Here is a 16558-nt window from a genome sequence, read left to right as displayed (position 1 = left end):
GGAAGGCCGGTCCGCAGCAGCGGACCGGCTTTTTTCATGCCGCCGCCGGCAGGTCCGGACGCAGCGGCCACGAGGTGTCCACGATCTCGTCGGTGCCGCTGTGGGCGAACCACGCCTGCAGCCCGCGGGCCTGCGCCGCGTGCCAGGTCGCCTGCAGCGAGTGCAGCTCGGCGGGGGAGAGGCGCTCCAGCCGGGCCGCGAAACGGCGCCCGAGCGCCCGTACGACGTCCAGCGCGGCCAGCGCGTCCGCGGCCGCGTCGTGCGCGCCGTCCAGCGTCACCTCGTAGTGCGCGCACAGATCCGTCAGGGTGCGACGGCCCTTGCGGTAGCGGTCCAGGTGCTTGTCCAGGACCCGCGGATCCAGCACCCGCAGCGCCGAGGCCTGCAGCCAGCGGTCCAGCGACGAGGCGCGGTGCCGGCGCAGCTCGCGGTCCAGCAGCGTCAGGTCGAAGGGCGCGTTCATCACGACCAACGGCCGGTTCATCGCCGCCTGTTCGGCCAGCGCCTCCGCTATCTCGTACACCACCGGCGCCGGCCAGCGGCCGTTGCGCTGCAGGTGTTCGTCCGTCAGACCGTGCACCGCCGTCGCCGCCTCGGGCACCGGCACACCGGGGTTGACCAGCCAACGGGTCACCCGGGGCCGGCTGCCCGGCGCGTCCTGGACGACGACGGCGGCCGACACGATCCGGTCGGTCTCCACGTCGACGCCCGTGGTCTCCGTGTCGAAGGCCGCGAGGGGCCCCTCGTACCAGCACGTCATGCCTACCCAACTCCTCCATCACGCCCGGCAGCTGACGACCCGTCTTCTGCCCGTTTGGTGATACCCGGGCTGTTTGCGCACTACGCCGGAAGGACACAACAGAAGTACGGGTCTTTGCAGTTCAGCGGCCCGCTACGGGGAATCACTCGGCTTGGAAGGCTGTTCGGTCATGGCGATAGCGCAGCCCGAGCGGAGCGGGCTGCTGCCCGAACGCACGGGCCCCCTTCGCGGCACACTCGCCACCACCGCGTGCATGGAGACACTGCAGGTGGGCTATCTGCACGCCGTCGCCGCGGCGGCCGGCTGCTCGCTGTCGCAACCGTTTCCGGACGACGGCATCGACTGGCACGTCAGTCACGGCTCGCCCGGGCACACCGTCGACGACGAGGTGACCATCAAGGTGCAGCTGAAGTGCACCTACCAGGTCCCGCCGAACCCACCGGGCCGCTTCTTCTCCTTCACGCTCGACAACGGCCATCTGCGCAAGCTCGCGCGCACCCCGGTCTCGGTGCACAAGATCCTCGTCGTGATGCTCGTCCCGAGGACCCAGGACGACTGGCTCAGGGCCAGCCACGACCGCCTCGACCTGCGGCACTGCTGCTACTGGGTCAACCTCGCCGGCCACCCGGTCACCGGCCGCACCCGCACCACCGTCCGCGTTCCGACCTCACGCATCTTCGACGACCGAGCGCTGTGCGAGATCATGACGCGGGTCGGGACGGGAGGCAGACCATGACGCACCGCCCCCTTCAGGAGCCGGCCCGACAGGTGCGGCCGCACCCTGTGGATGTGGCCTGGCAGCCTCCGCCCGAGCCCGGCGAGGTCGACCCCGCCGTGCTCGGGGCTCTGCTGCACCGGCACGGCTGGCAGCGCCGGGGCGGTGCCGCCGGACGCTACGGCCGCTGGACCCCGCCCGGGCCCGGCGGCAGCGGCACGAGCCTCCTGGTGCCCGAGAGCCGCGCCTTTCCCGACAGCGACGACCTGCTCGGCGAGGCCCTCGATGCCCTCACCCGCAGCGGTACCCCCTCCGCACGGGAGATCCTGGTCGGCCTCGCCGTGCCCAGCGACGAGGTCCGCTGGTGCCGCGACGTCCCCGCCGGCCCCGCCGACGCCGCGCCCTGGGTGGTCGAGGAACAGCTGCGTTCCGCCGCCCGCCAGATGCTGCTCGCCGCCGCGCTCGCCACACGCGCGCGTGCCGGCTACTACGGCGCCCGGCACCGCCGTGCCGCCGCCGCCCTGCTGGAGAGCATCCTCGTCGGCCCCGCGACCGGCGGCGGCCGGCTCACCGCCTTCGTGCCCGTCGGCACCGGCCGACGCCTCGCCGTGCGCCTCCAGCAGGCCCTGTACGCGGCCCGGGAGGCCGTCGACTACCGACGGGCCACCGGCGGCATGGACGCCTTCGACGGGGCCGTGGAGGCGGGCGTCAGCCGCGAGCTCACCGAGGCGCTGATCGCCCTCGTGCGCGGCACCGAGGGCGCCCGGATCGCCGTCGAGTGGGCGCCCGCCGCCGGGGTGCCCGAGGACTGCGTCGCGGGTGTCGAGCCCGTGGAGTTCTCGCCGGGTGACCTGCCCGTGCTGCGCGAGGCAGGAGCCCGCTTCCTGCGCGACGAGCCGTCCGTGCCGGTCCACGTCACCGGAGCCGTGATCCGGATGCGCAGGTCGGGGCCGCGCGGCGAGGGCAGCGTACGGCTGCGGGTGCTCGCCGGCGCCGACATACCGCACGTCCGCGTCACCCTGGACGAGGAGGACTACCGCATCGCCGGGCACGCCCACCTCGTGGGACTGCCGGTGCGGGTGCGCGGGCGGCTGGAGAGCCGGGGCGGCTTCCGGCGGCTGACCGGCGCCGAGGGCGTCGTACCGGTGCAGGTGGACGACGCCGAACGGGACCGGCTGATGAAGGCGCTGCACGAGAACCTCGACTTCTTCGAGGAGGCGTGCGGCGGCGAGGAGTGCGACTGAGCGCCCTGCGCCGGTGACCGTTTCGCGGTCGGTGGGCCGGGGTCGGTACGATCCCCTAATGCGCGCGCTCCTGGTATGGCGCCGCACCCACCTTCAGTCAGGAGAGACCGGTGTCAGACGTCCGTGTGATCATCCAACGCGATTCCGAGCGGGAAGAGCGCGTGGTGACGACGGGCACTACGGCCGCCGAGCTCTTCGCCGGCGAGCGCTCGATCATCGCCGCACGCGTGGCCGGGGACCTGAAGGACCTCGCGTACGAGGTCCGGGACGGCGAGACCGTCGAGGGTGTCGAGCTCTCCTCCGAGGACGGCCTGAACATCCTGCGCCACTCCACCGCGCACGTCATGGCGCAGGCCGTGCAGGAGCTCTTCCCCGAGGCCAAGCTGGGCATCGGCCCGCCTGTCAAGGACGGCTTCTACTACGACTTCGACGTCGAGAAGCCGTTCACGCCCGAGGATCTCAAGGCCATCGAGAAGAAGATGCAGGAGATCCAGAAGCGCGGGCAGCGCTTCTCGCGCCGTGCGGTGACCGACGAGGCGGCCCGCGAGGAGCTGGCGAACGAGCCGTACAAGCTCGAACTCATCGGCCTCAAGGGCTCCGCCTCCAGCGACGACGGCGCGGACGTCGAGGTCGGCGCCGGCGAGCTGACGATCTACGACAACCTGGACGCCAAGACCGGCGAGCTGTGCTGGAAGGACCTCTGCCGCGGTCCGCACCTGCCCTCCACCCGCCTCATCCCGGCGTTCAAGCTGATGCGCAACGCGGCCGCCTACTGGCGCGGCAGCGAGAAGAACCCCATGCTCCAGCGCATCTACGGCACCGCCTGGCCGTCCAAGGACGAGCTGAAGGGCTACCTCGACTTCCTCACCGAGGCCGAGAAGCGCGACCACCGCAAGCTGGGCAGCGAACTCGACCTGTTCTCCATCCCGGAGCAGATCGGCTCCGGCCTCGCCGTCTTCCACCCCAAGGGCGGCATCATCCGCCGCGTCATGGAGGACTACTCGCGCCGCCGGCACGAGGAGGAGGGCTACGAGTTCGTCTACACCCCGCACGCGACGAAGGGGAAGCTCTTCGAGACGTCCGGGCACCTGGACTGGTACGCCGACGGCATGTACCCGCCCATGCAGCTCGACGAGGGCGTGGACTACTACCTCAAGCCCATGAACTGCCCGATGCACAACCTGATCTTCGACGCGCGCGGCCGCTCGTACCGTGAACTGCCGCTGCGCCTCTTCGAGTTCGGGACCGTGTACCGGTACGAGAAGTCGGGCGTCGTGCACGGCCTGACCCGCGCGCGGGGCTTCACCCAGGACGACGCGCACATCTACTGCACCCGCGAGCAGATGTCGGAGGAGCTCGACAAGACCCTCACCTTCGTCCTCGGCCTGCTGCGCGACTACGGCCTGACCGACTTCTACCTGGAGCTGTCGACGAAGGACCCGGAGAAGTTCGTCGGCTCCGACGAGGCCTGGGAGGAGGCCACGGAGACCCTCCGCCAGGTCGCCGAGAAGCAGGGCCTTCCCCTGGTGCCCGACCCGGGCGGCGCCGCCTTCTACGGTCCGAAGATCTCCGTCCAGACCAAGGACGCCATCGGCCGCACCTGGCAGATGTCGACGATCCAGCTCGACTTCAACCTCCCCGAGCGGTTCGACCTGGAGTACACCGGCCCGGACGGTTCCAAGCAGCGCCCGGTCATGATCCACCGCGCCCTGTTCGGTTCCATCGAGCGGTTCTTCGCGGTGCTCCTGGAGCACTACGCGGGTGCCTTCCCGGCCTGGCTGGCCCCGGTGCAGGCGGTCGGCATCCCGATCGGCGACGGGCACGTGGAGTACCTGCAGAAGTTCGCCGCCGAGGCGAAGAAGAAGGGCCTGCGCGTCGAGGTCGACTCCTCCTCCGACCGCATGCAGAAGAAGATCCGCAACGCCCAGAAGCAGAAGGTGCCCTTCATGGTCATCGCGGGCGACGAGGACATGGCGGGCGGCTCGGTGTCCTTCCGCTACCGCGACGGCTCGCAGGAGAACGGCATCCCGTTCGACGAGGCCATCGCGAAGATCGTGAAGGTCGTGGAGGAGCGGGCGCAGGTCTGATCGTTCGCAGGCCCGCGCAGGCCCTCGGGAGCTCAGCCTCCCGGGGGCCTCTCGTCGTCCTCCCGCGCGAACACCTGCAGCAGCCAGGAGGCGAACGTGCCGGTCACCGCACCCAGCAGCGCCAGCCCGATGACCATCATCCCGACCGCGATCACCCGGCCCAGCGGTGTCACCGGGGTGATGTCGCCGTAGCCGACGGTCGTGAGGGTGGCACAGGCCCACCAGACCGCGTCCCCGAACGACTTCATGGACGCGTCCGGCGCCCCGCGCTCCTGCTGGTAGACGGCGAGGGCTCCGGCGAAGCCGAGCAGGACGGTGGCGAGCCCCGAGTAGGCGATCACGCGCGCGTGCAGAGCCAGCCGCGGCTTGCCGTGCCGGCGCTGGACGGCCTCGTAGACCTTGACCACCCGCAGCGGGCGCAGCAGCGGCAGGATCACCACCACCGCGTCCAGCGGATGCCTGCGGATGTAGCCCAGTCCTTGGCCGCTCAGGCGCCACATCACCGCGAAGTTGACGGCGAACAGCACCCAGGACGCCAGCAGCACCGCGAAGGCCAGATCCTGCAGCGGGTCCCTCAGACCGGGCGCCAGGACGCGGACCGCGTAGCAGGCGAGGAAGGCCAGCGAGGCGACGGCGAGCGGCAGCTCGGTGCGCTGCTCCCAGCGTTTTTCTCTGCGAGTGTCATCGTCCACGAGCCCAGCTTGGCGCGGCGGGCTTTTCCCACAACCCCGCCGACACGCCGCGAACGGGCGACGCCATATGCTGCACTGCATGACGAGTGAGCCGGAGCAGCAGTGGGGAGTGGGCACCCAGGACGCCTTCCAGCGTCTGTGGACGCCCCATCGGATGGCCTACATCCAGGGCGAGAACAAGCCGACCGGCCCCGGGGCCGACGACGGCTGCCCCTTCTGCTCGATTCCGGCCAAGTCCGACGAGGACGGGCTGATCGTCAGGCGCGGCGAGCAGGTCTACGCCGTCCTCAACCTCTACCCGTACAACGGCGGCCACCTCATGGTGGTGCCCTACCGGCACGTCGCCGACTACACGGACCTCACGGACGCCGAGACGATCGAGCTGGCCGCCCTCACCAAGCAGGCGATGACGGCCCTGCGCACGGCCTCCGGCGCCCACGGCTTCAACATCGGCATGAACCAGGGCACGGTCGCGGGCGCCGGCATCGCGGCCCACCTCCACCAGCACATCGTGCCCCGCTGGGGCGGCGACACGAACTTCATGCCCGTGGTGGGCCACACCCGCGTCCTGCCCCAGCTCCTCGCGGACACCAGGAAGATGCTGGCGGAGGCGTGGCCGACGACCTGATCAAGCCGCGTCCGGCACCATTGAGCCCGTCCGGCGTTTGAGGACGAGGCCGAAGGCCGAAGGGGGGCCTGGGGCGCAGCCCCCAGAGACGCGCACCCAGCCTCCGCCGAACCGCCGGAGGCTCACGCGTCGTACACGTCGGCCTTCCGAGGCGTCGGATCCTGCACCTGCGTGCTCAGGAACGCCGACCTCGTGCCGAACTGCTCCGTGTCCACGCCGTTCTCCTGCAACACCCGTATCGCCGCCGAGTGCACCACCCGCAGCACCGGCGTGGCCGCGCGCAGCGCGTCGTCGGCCATGAAGCGGTGCCGCCAGGGCTGATCGGCCCACGCGTGCCGCAGGCCGAACGGCTCGGGCAGGGCTATCGTGCCGCCGAGCCAGTTCAGCAGCGGGGGGTACCAGGAGAGCGGGGCGCGCACGGCCAGCCGTACGACCTCGTCGGTGTCGACCAGCGGAAGCGCCACCTTGCGGGTCTCCCACGGCTTGAACGACTTCTGGACCTCCTTGGAGGGTGCCTCGGGCTTGCTGGTGAACAGGCCGTTGACGGGGCCGAGCGCATGGCCGGTGACCTCGATGCGCAGCGTCTGGTGCAGCACCGTCACCGTGATCATCATGGTGATGACCAGCTGGCCGTCCCACAGCGTCCACTGCACGCCCAGATAGTGCCGGTCGCCCGCGCCGAACTGCTGCTTGTTGCAGATGTCCTGTATGGCGTGCGTCTTGACCTGGAAGGCGTCCACGTCCGTGCCCTCGGGCCGCGAGACGGCCTTGGCGCCCTCCGCGATCGGCGTGACGACCCAGTGCCGCACGGACGGGGTCGGGAAGCCACCGGTGTTGATGGTGTTCCGCTCCAGCATGCGCAGGTCGTCGTGGATCGCCCTGATCACGTCCCAGCTGCGGAAGGGGTGGATCTCGCGGCTGGGGTCGGCCGGAACCAGGTCCTCGGCGAGCTGCCAGCTGCCCCAGCGCGTGCCCATGCCGAGGATGCCCTTGGGCCCGGCGTAGAACACGGAGTTGGACTGCTGCTCGGCGGCGAGCCTGGCCAGTGCCTGGCGCAGCGCGTCCGCCTTCGTCTCACCGGGGCTGGTGGGCACCGCCTCGGGCACCTTGGCGCCGACGCTGCTGCCGGCGAGCAGGCTGTCCCAGCGCCCGCGCAGGTCCTTCGCCGTGCGCTCGCAGATCTGCTTGGCCCAGAACCAGCCGACGACGGGCATCACGACGCACGCGCGCGCGTACCAGGCCCAGAACCCGCTGAACGGCATACGGATCAGGAAGATCACCGCGAGGGCGCCCACGGCCACCAGGAGCGTCGTGCCCATCGCGCCGGCCCGCCGGTCCGCGGTGCGGGAGACGGCCATGCGGATCTGGAAGACCAGGAGCCAGACGAGCAGGCCGGGCAGGAACAGCACCCCGCACAGCACCATCACGATGGACAGCATCTGGTCGCGGGCCTTGCGGATGTTGTTCGCCGCGAGGGCGTGCTCCACGGCGACCTGCGGCTCGGAGCCGAAGGACTGGATGAGCGGCTTCCGGCCCGGGCCCAGCATGCGGTCGACGATCGCCCGGGAGAAGGCCTCGCCCAGGTTGGGCCGGAATATTCCTGCCCAGGAGCGCCCCGGCTTGACCTCGGTCTGGTGCCACTCGTTGTCGGCCTTCTTGATGTCCAGCACCGGGTTGTCCCGGTAGGCCGCGGAGGCCAGCGCGAACGTCGCCGTCTGGCTCTCGTCGCCCGTACGCGGCACCTGTGGACCGAAGATGTCCCCGTAGCCGCTCTCAACGGTCATTCCCGCCCCCGATCGCCGCCCGATACCGCCTCTGCGGCTCTTCCCGACTTCCTTGCTCCGCACACCTGTTGATCAGGTCATCGCGCAGATGCGTTGATTCGACCACGAGTTGATTCGACGACGAGTCGACCGACGAACGCTCCCGCGCGGAAACTTGATCAGCTTGTCATCAGCGTATCCGCAGCCACCGACAATCGTCGGCGGACGGCCGAAGCCGCCCGCCGACGCGGAGGGGAGCCTTCCGCGAAAGCCGTCCGCGTGCCCCCCGCACGCCACTTGCGGAGCACCCGGTGCCAACTACGAGGCCTGACGCGCCTCTTCACGAATCCTTTCCGCGATCTGCGACGGCATCGGCTCGTGCCGCGCGTAGGAACGGTTGAACCGCGCGGTGCCGTGCGAGAGGGAGCGCAGGTCCACGGCGTACCGTCCGATCTCGATCTCGGGCACCTCGGCCCGTACGACGGTGCGGCCGCCGCTGGTCTGCTCCGTGCCCAGCACCCGGCCCCGCCGCCCGGACAGGTCGCTCATCACGGCGCCCACGTAGTCGTCGCCGACCAGCACGCTCACCTCGGCGACCGGCTCCAGCAGGTGGATCTTCACGTCGGCCGCGGCCTCCCGCAGCGCCAGCGCGCCCGCCGTCTGGAAGGCGGCGTCCGAGGAGTCCACGGAGTGCGCCTTGCCGTCGAGCAGCGTCACCCGGACGTCGATCAGCGGGTAACCGGCCGCGACTCCCTTGGCCGCCTGGGCGCGCACGCCCTTCTCGACCGACGGGATGAACTGCCGCGGCACCGCGCCGCCGACCACCTTGTCCACGAACTCGATGCCCGAGCCGCCGGGCAGCGGCTCCACGTCGATCTCGCAGATGGCGTACTGCCCGTGCCCGCCGGACTGCTTCACGTGCCGGCCGCGCCCGCCCGACTTGGTCGCGAACGTCTCCCGCAGGGAGACCCGGTGCGGTACGACGTCGACCTGGACGCCGTAGCGGTTGCGCAGCCTCTCCAGCGCCACGTCCGCGTGTGCCTCGCCCAGGCACCACAGGACCACCTGGTGGGTGTCCTGGTTCTGTTCGAGCCGCATCGTCGGGTCCTCGGCGACCAGCCGGGACAGGCCCTGCGAGAGCTTGTCCTCGTCCGCCTTGCTGTGCGCCTCGATGGCGAGCGGCAGCAGCGGGTCGGGCATCTCCCACGGCTCCATCAGAAGCGGGTCCTCCTTGGCCGAGAGCGTGTCGCCGGTCTCGGCGCGGCCCAGCTTGGCCACGCACACCAGGTCGCCCGCGATGCCGTGCGTCACGGGCCGCTGCTGCTTGCCGAACGGCGTGGACAGCGCGCCGATGCGCTCGTCGACGTCGTGGTCCTCGTGCCCGCGGTCGGACAGTCCGTGCCCGGAGACGTGCACCGTCTGGTCGGGGCGCAGGGTGCCGGAGAAGACGCGGACCAGGGAGACCCGGCCGACGTAGGGGTCGGAGGCCGTCTTGACGACCTCGGCGACCAGCGGGCCCTCGGTGTCGCAGGCCTTGATCTCGCGGGGCTTGCCGTCGATGGTCGTGACCCCGGGCGTGGGGTGCTCGAACGGTGTCGGGAAACCGCCGGTGATCAGTTCCAGCAGCTCCACCGTGCCGAGCCCCTGCTTGGCGCCCTCGCCCGCCGGGGCGGCGGCCAGGACGGGGAAGAACACCCCGCGCGCCACGGCCCGCTCCAGGTCCTCGATGAGCGTCTTGACGTCGATCTGCTCGCCGCCCAGGTAGCGGTCCATGAGGGTCTCGTCCTCGCTCTCCGAGATGATCCCCTCGATCAGCCGGTTGCGGGCCTCCTCGATCTGCGGCAGCTGGTCCTCACCCGGCTCCGACTCCTTGCGCTCGCCGGTCGAGTAGTCGAACAGCTTCTGCGACAGCAGCCCGACGAGCCCGGTCACGGGCGCGTGCCCGTCGGGGCCCTGGGGACCGTGCAGCGGCGTGTAGAGCGGGAGCACGGCGTCCGGGTCGTCACCGCCGAAGGCCTCGGCGCAGGTGCGCGTCATCTCCTCGAAGTCGGCCCTGGCCGCCTCCAGGTGCGTGACGACGATCGCCCGGGGCATGCCGACGGCCGCGCACTCCTCCCACACCATGCGCGTCGAGCCGTCCACGCCGTCGGAGGCGGAGACGACGAAAAGGGCCGCGTCCGCCGCTCGCAGACCGGCCCTGAGCTCACCGACGAAGTCGGCGTATCCGGGGGTGTCCAGAAGGTTGACCTTGATGCCGTCCCATTCGACCGGCACCAGGGAGAGCTGCACCGAACGGTTCTGCCGGTGCTCGATCTCGTCGTAGTCGGAGACGGTGCCGCCGTCCTCCACGCGGCCCGCCCGGTTCACCGCCCCCGCCGTCAGCGCGAGGGCCTCCACCAACGTCGTCTTGCCCGATCCGGAGTGGCCGACCAGCACCACATTCCGTACGGACGCGGGGTGGTCGGCCGCTGTTGCCCTGCCGGCGGCTCCGGGGTGTGTGTTCGCCTTGTCGCCCATGATCCTGCCTCCCGTGCACGGTGAGGTCACTGTGGGCGCGGGCGTACGGGGCCGCGTGCGGTGACGGCTCCGATGACGCCCGCGGTTCTTCGAGCTTTCCACTCCCGTCACGGTGCGTCCATACGGAGGACGTGATCGTGCCCGTAGGTCCCCCCGCCGACGGCCACTGGTCCCGTCCGACAGTGCCCGGCGGTCGCACACACGCGCGCGTGGCTACGATGGGCCCGCCGGTGGCCACAGGGGCCGAGCCGGTCACACCGACCGTCGGGAAGGCCATGCTGAACAAGTACGCGCGTGCATTCTTCACGCGTGTCCTCACACCGTTCGCCGCGTTTCTCATCCGCCGGGGCGTCAGCCCTGACACGGTCACGCTGCTGGGCACCGCGGGCGTGGTCGCCGGCGCCCTGGTCTTCTACCCCATGGGCGAGTTCTTCTGGGGCACCGTCGTCATCACGCTGTTCGTCTTCTCCGACCTGGTCGACGGCAACATGGCCCGCCAGCTCGGGCGCAGCAGCCGCTGGGGCGCGTTCCTCGACTCCACCCTCGACCGCGTCGCCGACGGCGCGATCTTCGGCGGATTCGCCCTCTGGTACGCGGGCCACGGCAACGACAACGTCCTGTGCGCCGTCTCCATCTTCTGCCTGGCCAGCGGCCAGGTGGTGTCGTACACCAAGGCCCGGGGCGAGTCGATCGGCCTGCCGGTCGCGGTGAACGGCCTCGTCGAGCGGGCCGAGCGCCTGGTCATCTCGCTGGTCGCGGCCGGTCTCGCCGGGCTGCACAAGTTCGGCGTGCCGGGGATCCAGTACCTGCTGCCCGTCGCCCTGTGGATCGTCGCCGTCGGCAGCCTCGTCACCCTCGTCCAGCGCGTCGTCACGGTCCGCCGCGAATCGGCCGAGGCCGAGGCGGCGGCCGCCGCCCAGGAGAGCGAGAATGCCTCCCAGGGGAGTGAGGCGGCGAAGTGAGCGTGCGGGATCAGCTGACCGACGGGCTGTACGGCCTGGGCTGGAGCACGGTCAAGAAGCTTCCGGAGCCGGCCGCCGTACGGCTCGGCCGGAGCATCGCCGACCTCGCCTGGAAGCGGCGCGGCAAGGGCGTGCAGCGACTGGAGGCCAACTACGCGCGCGTGGTGCCGGACGCGAGCCCCGAGCGTCTCGCCGAGCTCTCGCGTGCGGGGATGCGCTCCTACCTGCGCTACTGGATGGAGTCGTTCCGGCTGCCGGCGTGGAGCGCCGAGCGCGTGCGGACGGGCTTCGACCCCAAGGACCTGCACCACCTCACCGACGGCATCGCCTCCGGCAGGGGCGTCGTCCTCGCGTTGCCGCACATGGCCAACTGGGACCTGGCCGGCGCCTGGGTCACCACGGCGCTTCAGACGCCGTTCACCACGGTCGCCGAGCGCCTCAAGCCCGAGAGCCTCTACGACCGTTTCGTCGCCTACCGCGAGGGCCTCGGCATGGAGGTCCTGCCGCACAGCGGCGGCACCGCCTTCGGCACCCTGGCCCGCCGGCTGCGCGACGGCGGCCTGGTCTGCCTGGTCGCCGAGCGCGACCTGTCGGCCTCGGGCGTGGAGGTCCGGTTCTTCGGCGAGGCCACTCGGATGCCGGCCGGTCCGGCCCTCCTGGCCCAGCAGACCGGCGCGCTCCTGCTGCCGGTCACGCTCTGGTACGACGACTCGCCCGTGATGCAGGGACGTGTCCATCCGCCGATCGAGGTCCCCGGGACAGGCAACCGGGCCGAGAAGACGTCTGTCATGACACAGGCGCTGGCCGACGCCTTCGCCACCGGGATCGCCGACCATCCGGAGGACTGGCACATGCTGCAGCGTCTGTGGCTCAAGGACCTCGACCCCGCACGTGATCCCGCCAAGGGGGCTTCGTGAGGATCGGCATCGTCTGCCCGTACTCCTGGGACGTACCGGGCGGCGTCCAGTTCCACATCCGCGACCTCGCCGAGTACTTCATCCGGCTCGGTCACGAGGTGTCCGTGCTGGCCCCCGCCGACGACGACACCCCGCTGCCGCCGTACGTCGTCTCGGCGGGCCGCGCGGTGCCGGTGCCGTACAACGGCTCGGTGGCCCGGCTGAACTTCGGTTTCCTCTCGGCGGCCCGGGTGCGCCGCTGGCTGCACGACGGCCACTTCGACGTCGTGCACATCCACGAGCCGACCTCGCCGTCGCTGGGCCTGCTGACCTGCTGGGCGGCGTCGGGCCCGATCGTGGCCACCTTCCACACCTCCAACCCGCGCTCCAAGGCCATGATCGCCGCGTACGCGATCCTCCAGGCGGCCCTGGAGAAGATCAGCGCGCGGATCGCGGTGAGCGAGTACGCCCGCCGCACCCTGGTCGAGCACCTGGGCGGCGACGCGGTGGTCATCCCGAACGGCGTGGACGTCGACTTCTTCGCCAAGGCCGAGCCCAACCCCGCCTGGCAGGGCGACACGATCGGCTTCATCGGCCGCATCGACGAGCCGCGCAAGGGCCTGCCGGTGCTGATGCGGGCCCTGCCGAAGATCCTCGCGGCCCGGCCGCAGACGCGACTGCTGGTAGCGGGCCGCGGCGACGAGGAGGAGGCGGTCGAGTCGCTGCCCGCCGAACTGCGCTCCCGCGTCGAGTTCCTGGGCATGATCAGCGACGAGGACAAGGCCCGCTTCCTGCGCAGCGTCGACCTCTACGTCGCCCCCAACACCGGCGGCGAGAGCTTCGGCATCATCCTCGTCGAGGCCATGTCGGCGGGCGCGCCGGTCCTCGCCTCGGACCTGGACGCCTTCGCGCAGGTGCTGGACCAGGGAGCGGCCGGAGAACTGTTCGCCAACGAGGACTCCGACGCGCTGGCGGAGGCGGCGGTGCGGCTGCTCGGGGACCCCGGGCGCCGGGCCGAACTCCGCGAGCGGGGCAGCGCGCACGTACGGCGCTTCGACTGGTCGACGGTCGGGGCGGACATCCTGTCGGTGTACGAGACGGTCACGGACGGGACGACGGCGGTCGCGGCGGCGGAGGACGACCGGGCGCCGGGGCTGCGGGCGCGGCTCGGGCTGGCGCGCGACTGATGCCCCCTCCGGGCGCCGTGAGGTGCCCGGTAACGTGAGCGCCCGTGACCGCAACCCTGATCTGGATCCTCGTCGCCCTCGTCGCGTTCGGCCTGTACCTGAGCTGGACCGCGGGCCGTCTGGACCGGCTGCACGCCCGGATCGACGCCGCCCGCGCCGCCCTCGACGCGCAGCTGCTGCGCAGGGCCTCGGTGGCCCAGGAACTGGCCACCTCGGGCGTCCTCGACCCGGCCGCGTCGATCGTCCTGTACGAGGCCGCGCACGCCGCCCGGCAGGCCGAGGAGGAGCAGCGGGAGGTCGCCGAGAGCGAGCTGAGCCAGGCGCTGCGGGCGGTGTTCGCCGAACCGGCCCAGGTGGAGGTGGTGCGCGAGGCCCCCGGCGGGGAGGCGGCCACCCACGAGCTCGCGGAGGCGGTACGCCGCGTCCCGATGGCCCGCCGCTTCCACAACGACGCCGTCGGCGCGGCCCACCGGCTGCGCGAACACCGCAAGGTCCGCTGGTTCCGCCTGGCCGGTCACGCCCCCGCCCCCATGGCCTTCGAGATGGACGACGAGCCGCCGGCCGACCTGGCGGACCGGGTGGCCTGAGACGCCGCACGCGCCGTCCGGCACGGGCGGCTCCGCGGCAAAACGATCCACCGGGTTGCCATTGGCCCTTGCCGTGGACTGGTGCGCTCACGTTTCCTCGGTGATTGCAGAAACCCTCTTTCCCTTCAGTGAGGTCATCCGTGTCCAGCACCCTCTCCGAAAACCAGGCCCCCGAGACCGGCACCGCGCGCGTGAAGCGCGGCATGGCCGAGCAGCTCAAGGGTGGCGTGATCATGGACGTCGTCACGCCGGAGCAGGCGAAGATCGCCGAGGACGCGGGCGCCGTCGCCGTCATGGCCCTGGAGCGGGTCCCGGCCGACATCCGCAAGGACGGCGGCGTGGCCCGCATGTCCGACCCGGACATGATCGAGGGCATCATCGAGGCCGTCTCCATCCCGGTCATGGCCAAGTCCCGCATCGGCCACTTCGTCGAGGCCCAGGTCCTGCAGTCCCTCGGCGTCGACTACATCGACGAGTCCGAGGTCCTCACCCCGGCCGACGAGGTCAACCACTCCGACAAGTGGGCCTTCACCACCCCCTTCGTCTGCGGCGCCACCAACCTCGGCGAGGCCCTGCGCCGCATCGCCGAGGGCGCGGCCATGATCCGCTCCAAGGGCGAGGCCGGCACCGGCAACGTCGTCGAGGCCGTCCGCCACCTGCGCCAGATCAAGAACGAGATCGCCCGCCTGCGCGGCTACGACAACCACGAGCTGTACGCCGCCGCCAAGGAGCTGCGCGCCCCGTACGAGCTGGTCAAGGAGGTCGCCGAGCTCGGCAAGCTCCCCGTGGTGCTGTTCTCCGCCGGCGGCGTGGCCACCCCGGCCGACGCGGCCCTGATGCGCCAGCTCGGCGCCGAGGGCGTCTTCGTCGGCTCCGGCATCTTCAAGTCGGGCGACCCGGCCAAGCGCGCCGCCGCCATCGTCAAGGCCACCACCTTCTACGACGACCCGAAGATCATCGCGGACGCGTCCCGCAACCTCGGCGAGGCCATGGTCGGCATCAACTGCGACACCCTGCCCGAGGCCGAGCGCTACGCCAACCGCGGCTGGTAAGGCACCGGATCACATGAACACCCCCGTCATAGGCGTCCTGGCCCTCCAGGGCGACGTACGGGAGCACCTCATCGCCCTGGCCGCGGCCGACGCCGTGGCCAGGCCGGTCAGGCGCCCCGAAGAACTCGCCGAGGTGGACGGCCTCGTCATCCCCGGCGGCGAGTCCACCACCATCTCCAAGCTCGCCGTCCTCTTCGGCGTGATGGAGCCCCTCCGCGCACGCGTGCGTGCCGGCATGCCCGTCTACGGCACCTGCGCCGGCATGATCATGCTCGCCGACAAGATCCTCGACCCGCGCTCGGGCCAGGAGACCTTCGGCGGCATCGACATGATCGTGCGCCGCAACGCGTTCGGCCGGCAGAACGAGTCCTTCGAAGCGGCGGTCGACGTCAAGGGCGTCGAGGGCGATCCTGTAGAAGGCGTCTTCATCCGCGCCCCCTGGGTCGAGTCCGTCGGCGCCGAGACCGAGGTGCTCGCCGAGCACGAAGGCCACATCGTCGCGGTCCGCCAGGGCAACGCGCTCGCCACGTCGTTCCACCCGGAACTGACCGGCGACCACCGCGTGCACTCCCTGTTCGTCGACATGGTGCACGCGAACCGGGCGACGGAGTCCTAGTAGGATTCCTGGCGTTCGTTGCAGAGATGGGTTACGCGAAGGAGACAGGCAGATGTCCGGCCACTCTAAATGGGCCACGACGAAGCACAAGAAGGCCGTGATCGACGCCAAGCGCGGCAAGCTCTTCGCGAAGCTGATCAAGAACATCGAGGTCGCGGCGCGCATGGGCGGCGTGGACCTCGACGGCAACCCGACGCTCTACGACGCCGTCCAGAAGGCCAAGAAGTCGTCGGTCCCGAACAAGAACATCGACTCCGCGATCAAGCGCGGCGGTGGACTCGAGGCCGGCGGCGCCGACTACGAGACGATCATGTACGAGGGCTACGGCCCGAACGGCGTCGCGGTGCTCATCGAGTGCCTCACCGACAACCGCAACCGCGCCGCCTCCGACGTCCGCGTCGCCATGACCCGCAACGGCGGTTCCATGGCCGACCCGGGCTCGGTGTCGTACCTCTTCAACCGCAAGGGCGTCGTGATCGTCCCCAAGGGCGAGCTGTCCGAGGACGACGTCCTCGCCGCCGTCCTGGACGCGGGTGCCGAGGAGGTCAACGACCTGGGCGAGTCCTTCGAGGTGCTCAGCGAGGCCACCGACCTGGTCGCGGTCCGCACCGCCCTGCAGGACGCCGGGATCGACTACGACTCCGCCGAGGCCAACTTCGTCCCGACCATGCAGGTCGAGCTGGACGAGGAGGGCGCCAAGAAGATCTTCAAGCTGATCGACGCGCTCGAGGACAGCGACGACGTGCAGAACGTCTTCGCCAACTTCGACGTCAGCGACGAGGTCATGGAGAAGGTCGACGCGTAGCGCTGCCGCGAACCGAGCGGACATCGGCGGGCCGATGGGACACGTCC

General features: G+C 71.0%; 15 protein-coding genes. 11 read left to right on the top strand and 4 right to left on the bottom strand.

Going from position 1 to position 16558, the window contains the following annotated elements; genetic code table 11:
* Nucleotides 1-34 precede the first annotated feature (34 nt).
* Entirely contained in the window at nucleotides 35-760 is a 726-nt protein-coding gene (locus FBY22_RS27970) for a 3'-5' exonuclease (protein WP_142150536.1), read from the bottom strand.
* A gap of 169 nt (nucleotides 761-929) precedes the next feature.
* On the opposite strand from FBY22_RS27970, the gene FBY22_RS27965 reads away from it, so the two are divergent.
* From FBY22_RS27965 to thrS, 3 genes are all read left to right on the top strand, one after another.
* Nucleotides 930-1496: a DUF4365 domain-containing protein gene (locus FBY22_RS27965; protein WP_142150534.1), complete on the top strand. Its 567-nt coding sequence runs from the start codon at nucleotides 930-932 to the stop codon at nucleotides 1494-1496.
* Between the two features lie 53 nt (nucleotides 1497-1549).
* Nucleotides 1550-2719, top strand: a complete 1170-nt coding sequence (locus FBY22_RS27960) for a hypothetical protein (protein WP_142150532.1) — start codon at nucleotides 1550-1552, stop codon at nucleotides 2717-2719.
* A gap of 110 nt (nucleotides 2720-2829) precedes the next feature.
* Nucleotides 2830-4806 (top strand): threonine--tRNA ligase, encoded by a 1977-nt coding sequence (gene thrS / locus FBY22_RS27955; protein ID WP_142150530.1) that lies wholly within the window; start codon nucleotides 2830-2832, stop codon nucleotides 4804-4806.
* Between the two features lie 32 nt (nucleotides 4807-4838).
* Here thrS and FBY22_RS27950 read toward each other — a convergent pair whose 3' ends face one another.
* Nucleotides 4839-5498 (bottom strand): potassium channel family protein, encoded by a 660-nt coding sequence (locus tag FBY22_RS27950; RefSeq protein WP_142150528.1) that lies wholly within the window; start codon nucleotides 5496-5498, stop codon nucleotides 4839-4841.
* Between the two features lie 67 nt (nucleotides 5499-5565).
* Between FBY22_RS27950 and FBY22_RS27945 the strand changes: the two genes are divergently transcribed.
* A complete protein-coding gene (locus FBY22_RS27945; protein ID WP_142150526.1) occupies nucleotides 5566-6126 on the top strand; it encodes an HIT domain-containing protein in 561 nt (186 codons plus the stop codon).
* Nucleotides 6127-6248: 122 nt separating this feature from the next.
* Here the strand turns inward: FBY22_RS27945 and FBY22_RS27940 are convergent, their stop codons facing one another.
* Nucleotides 6249-7910 (bottom strand): hypothetical protein, encoded by a 1662-nt coding sequence (locus FBY22_RS27940; RefSeq protein WP_142150524.1) that lies wholly within the window; start codon nucleotides 7908-7910, stop codon nucleotides 6249-6251.
* 297 nt (nucleotides 7911-8207) lie between these two features.
* Nucleotides 8208-10406 (bottom strand): elongation factor G-like protein EF-G2, encoded by a 2199-nt coding sequence (locus FBY22_RS27935; RefSeq protein ID WP_142150522.1) that lies wholly within the window; start codon nucleotides 10404-10406, stop codon nucleotides 8208-8210.
* A 218-nt stretch (nucleotides 10407-10624) separates the two neighbouring features.
* On the opposite strand from FBY22_RS27935, the gene pgsA reads away from it, so the two are divergent.
* The 7 genes from pgsA (at nucleotide 10625) to FBY22_RS27900 (ending at nucleotide 16511) form a co-directional block, all read left to right on the top strand.
* Nucleotides 10625-11368, top strand: coding sequence for a phosphatidylinositol phosphate synthase (gene pgsA / locus FBY22_RS27930; protein WP_142152538.1), 744 nt, complete (start codon nucleotides 10625-10627; stop codon nucleotides 11366-11368).
* Nucleotides 11365-12285, top strand: coding sequence for a phosphatidylinositol mannoside acyltransferase (locus tag FBY22_RS27925; protein ID WP_142150520.1), 921 nt, complete (start codon nucleotides 11365-11367; stop codon nucleotides 12283-12285). Before pgsA ends, FBY22_RS27925 begins: the two co-directional genes overlap by 4 nt.
* Nucleotides 12282-13451: a glycosyltransferase family 4 protein gene (locus FBY22_RS27920; protein ID WP_142150519.1), complete on the top strand. Its 1170-nt coding sequence runs from the start codon at nucleotides 12282-12284 to the stop codon at nucleotides 13449-13451. The genes FBY22_RS27925 and FBY22_RS27920 overlap by 4 nt, the downstream gene beginning before the upstream one ends.
* 44 nt (nucleotides 13452-13495) lie before the next feature.
* A complete protein-coding gene (locus FBY22_RS27915) occupies nucleotides 13496-14038 on the top strand; it encodes a LemA family protein (RefSeq protein WP_142150517.1) in 543 nt (180 codons plus the stop codon).
* Between the two features lie 140 nt (nucleotides 14039-14178).
* Nucleotides 14179-15090 (top strand): pyridoxal 5'-phosphate synthase lyase subunit PdxS, encoded by a 912-nt coding sequence (pdxS, locus tag FBY22_RS27910; protein WP_058926477.1) that lies wholly within the window; start codon nucleotides 14179-14181, stop codon nucleotides 15088-15090.
* 13 nt (nucleotides 15091-15103) lie between these two features.
* Nucleotides 15104-15706 carry a pyridoxal 5'-phosphate synthase glutaminase subunit PdxT gene (gene pdxT, locus FBY22_RS27905; RefSeq protein WP_142150515.1) on the top strand — a complete coding sequence of 201 codons (603 nt, stop codon included), beginning with the start codon at nucleotides 15104-15106 and terminating at the stop codon, nucleotides 15704-15706.
* 52 nt (nucleotides 15707-15758) lie between these two features.
* Nucleotides 15759-16511, top strand: a complete 753-nt coding sequence (locus tag FBY22_RS27900) for a YebC/PmpR family DNA-binding transcriptional regulator (RefSeq protein WP_142150513.1) — start codon at nucleotides 15759-15761, stop codon at nucleotides 16509-16511.
* The last annotated feature ends 47 nt before the right edge of the window (nucleotides 16512-16558 follow it).

Source organism: Streptomyces sp. SLBN-31 (genome assembly GCF_006715395.1).
Taxonomy (GTDB): domain Bacteria; phylum Actinomycetota; class Actinomycetes; order Streptomycetales; family Streptomycetaceae; genus Streptomyces.
This window is presented reverse-complemented; position numbering and strand designations above follow the sequence as displayed.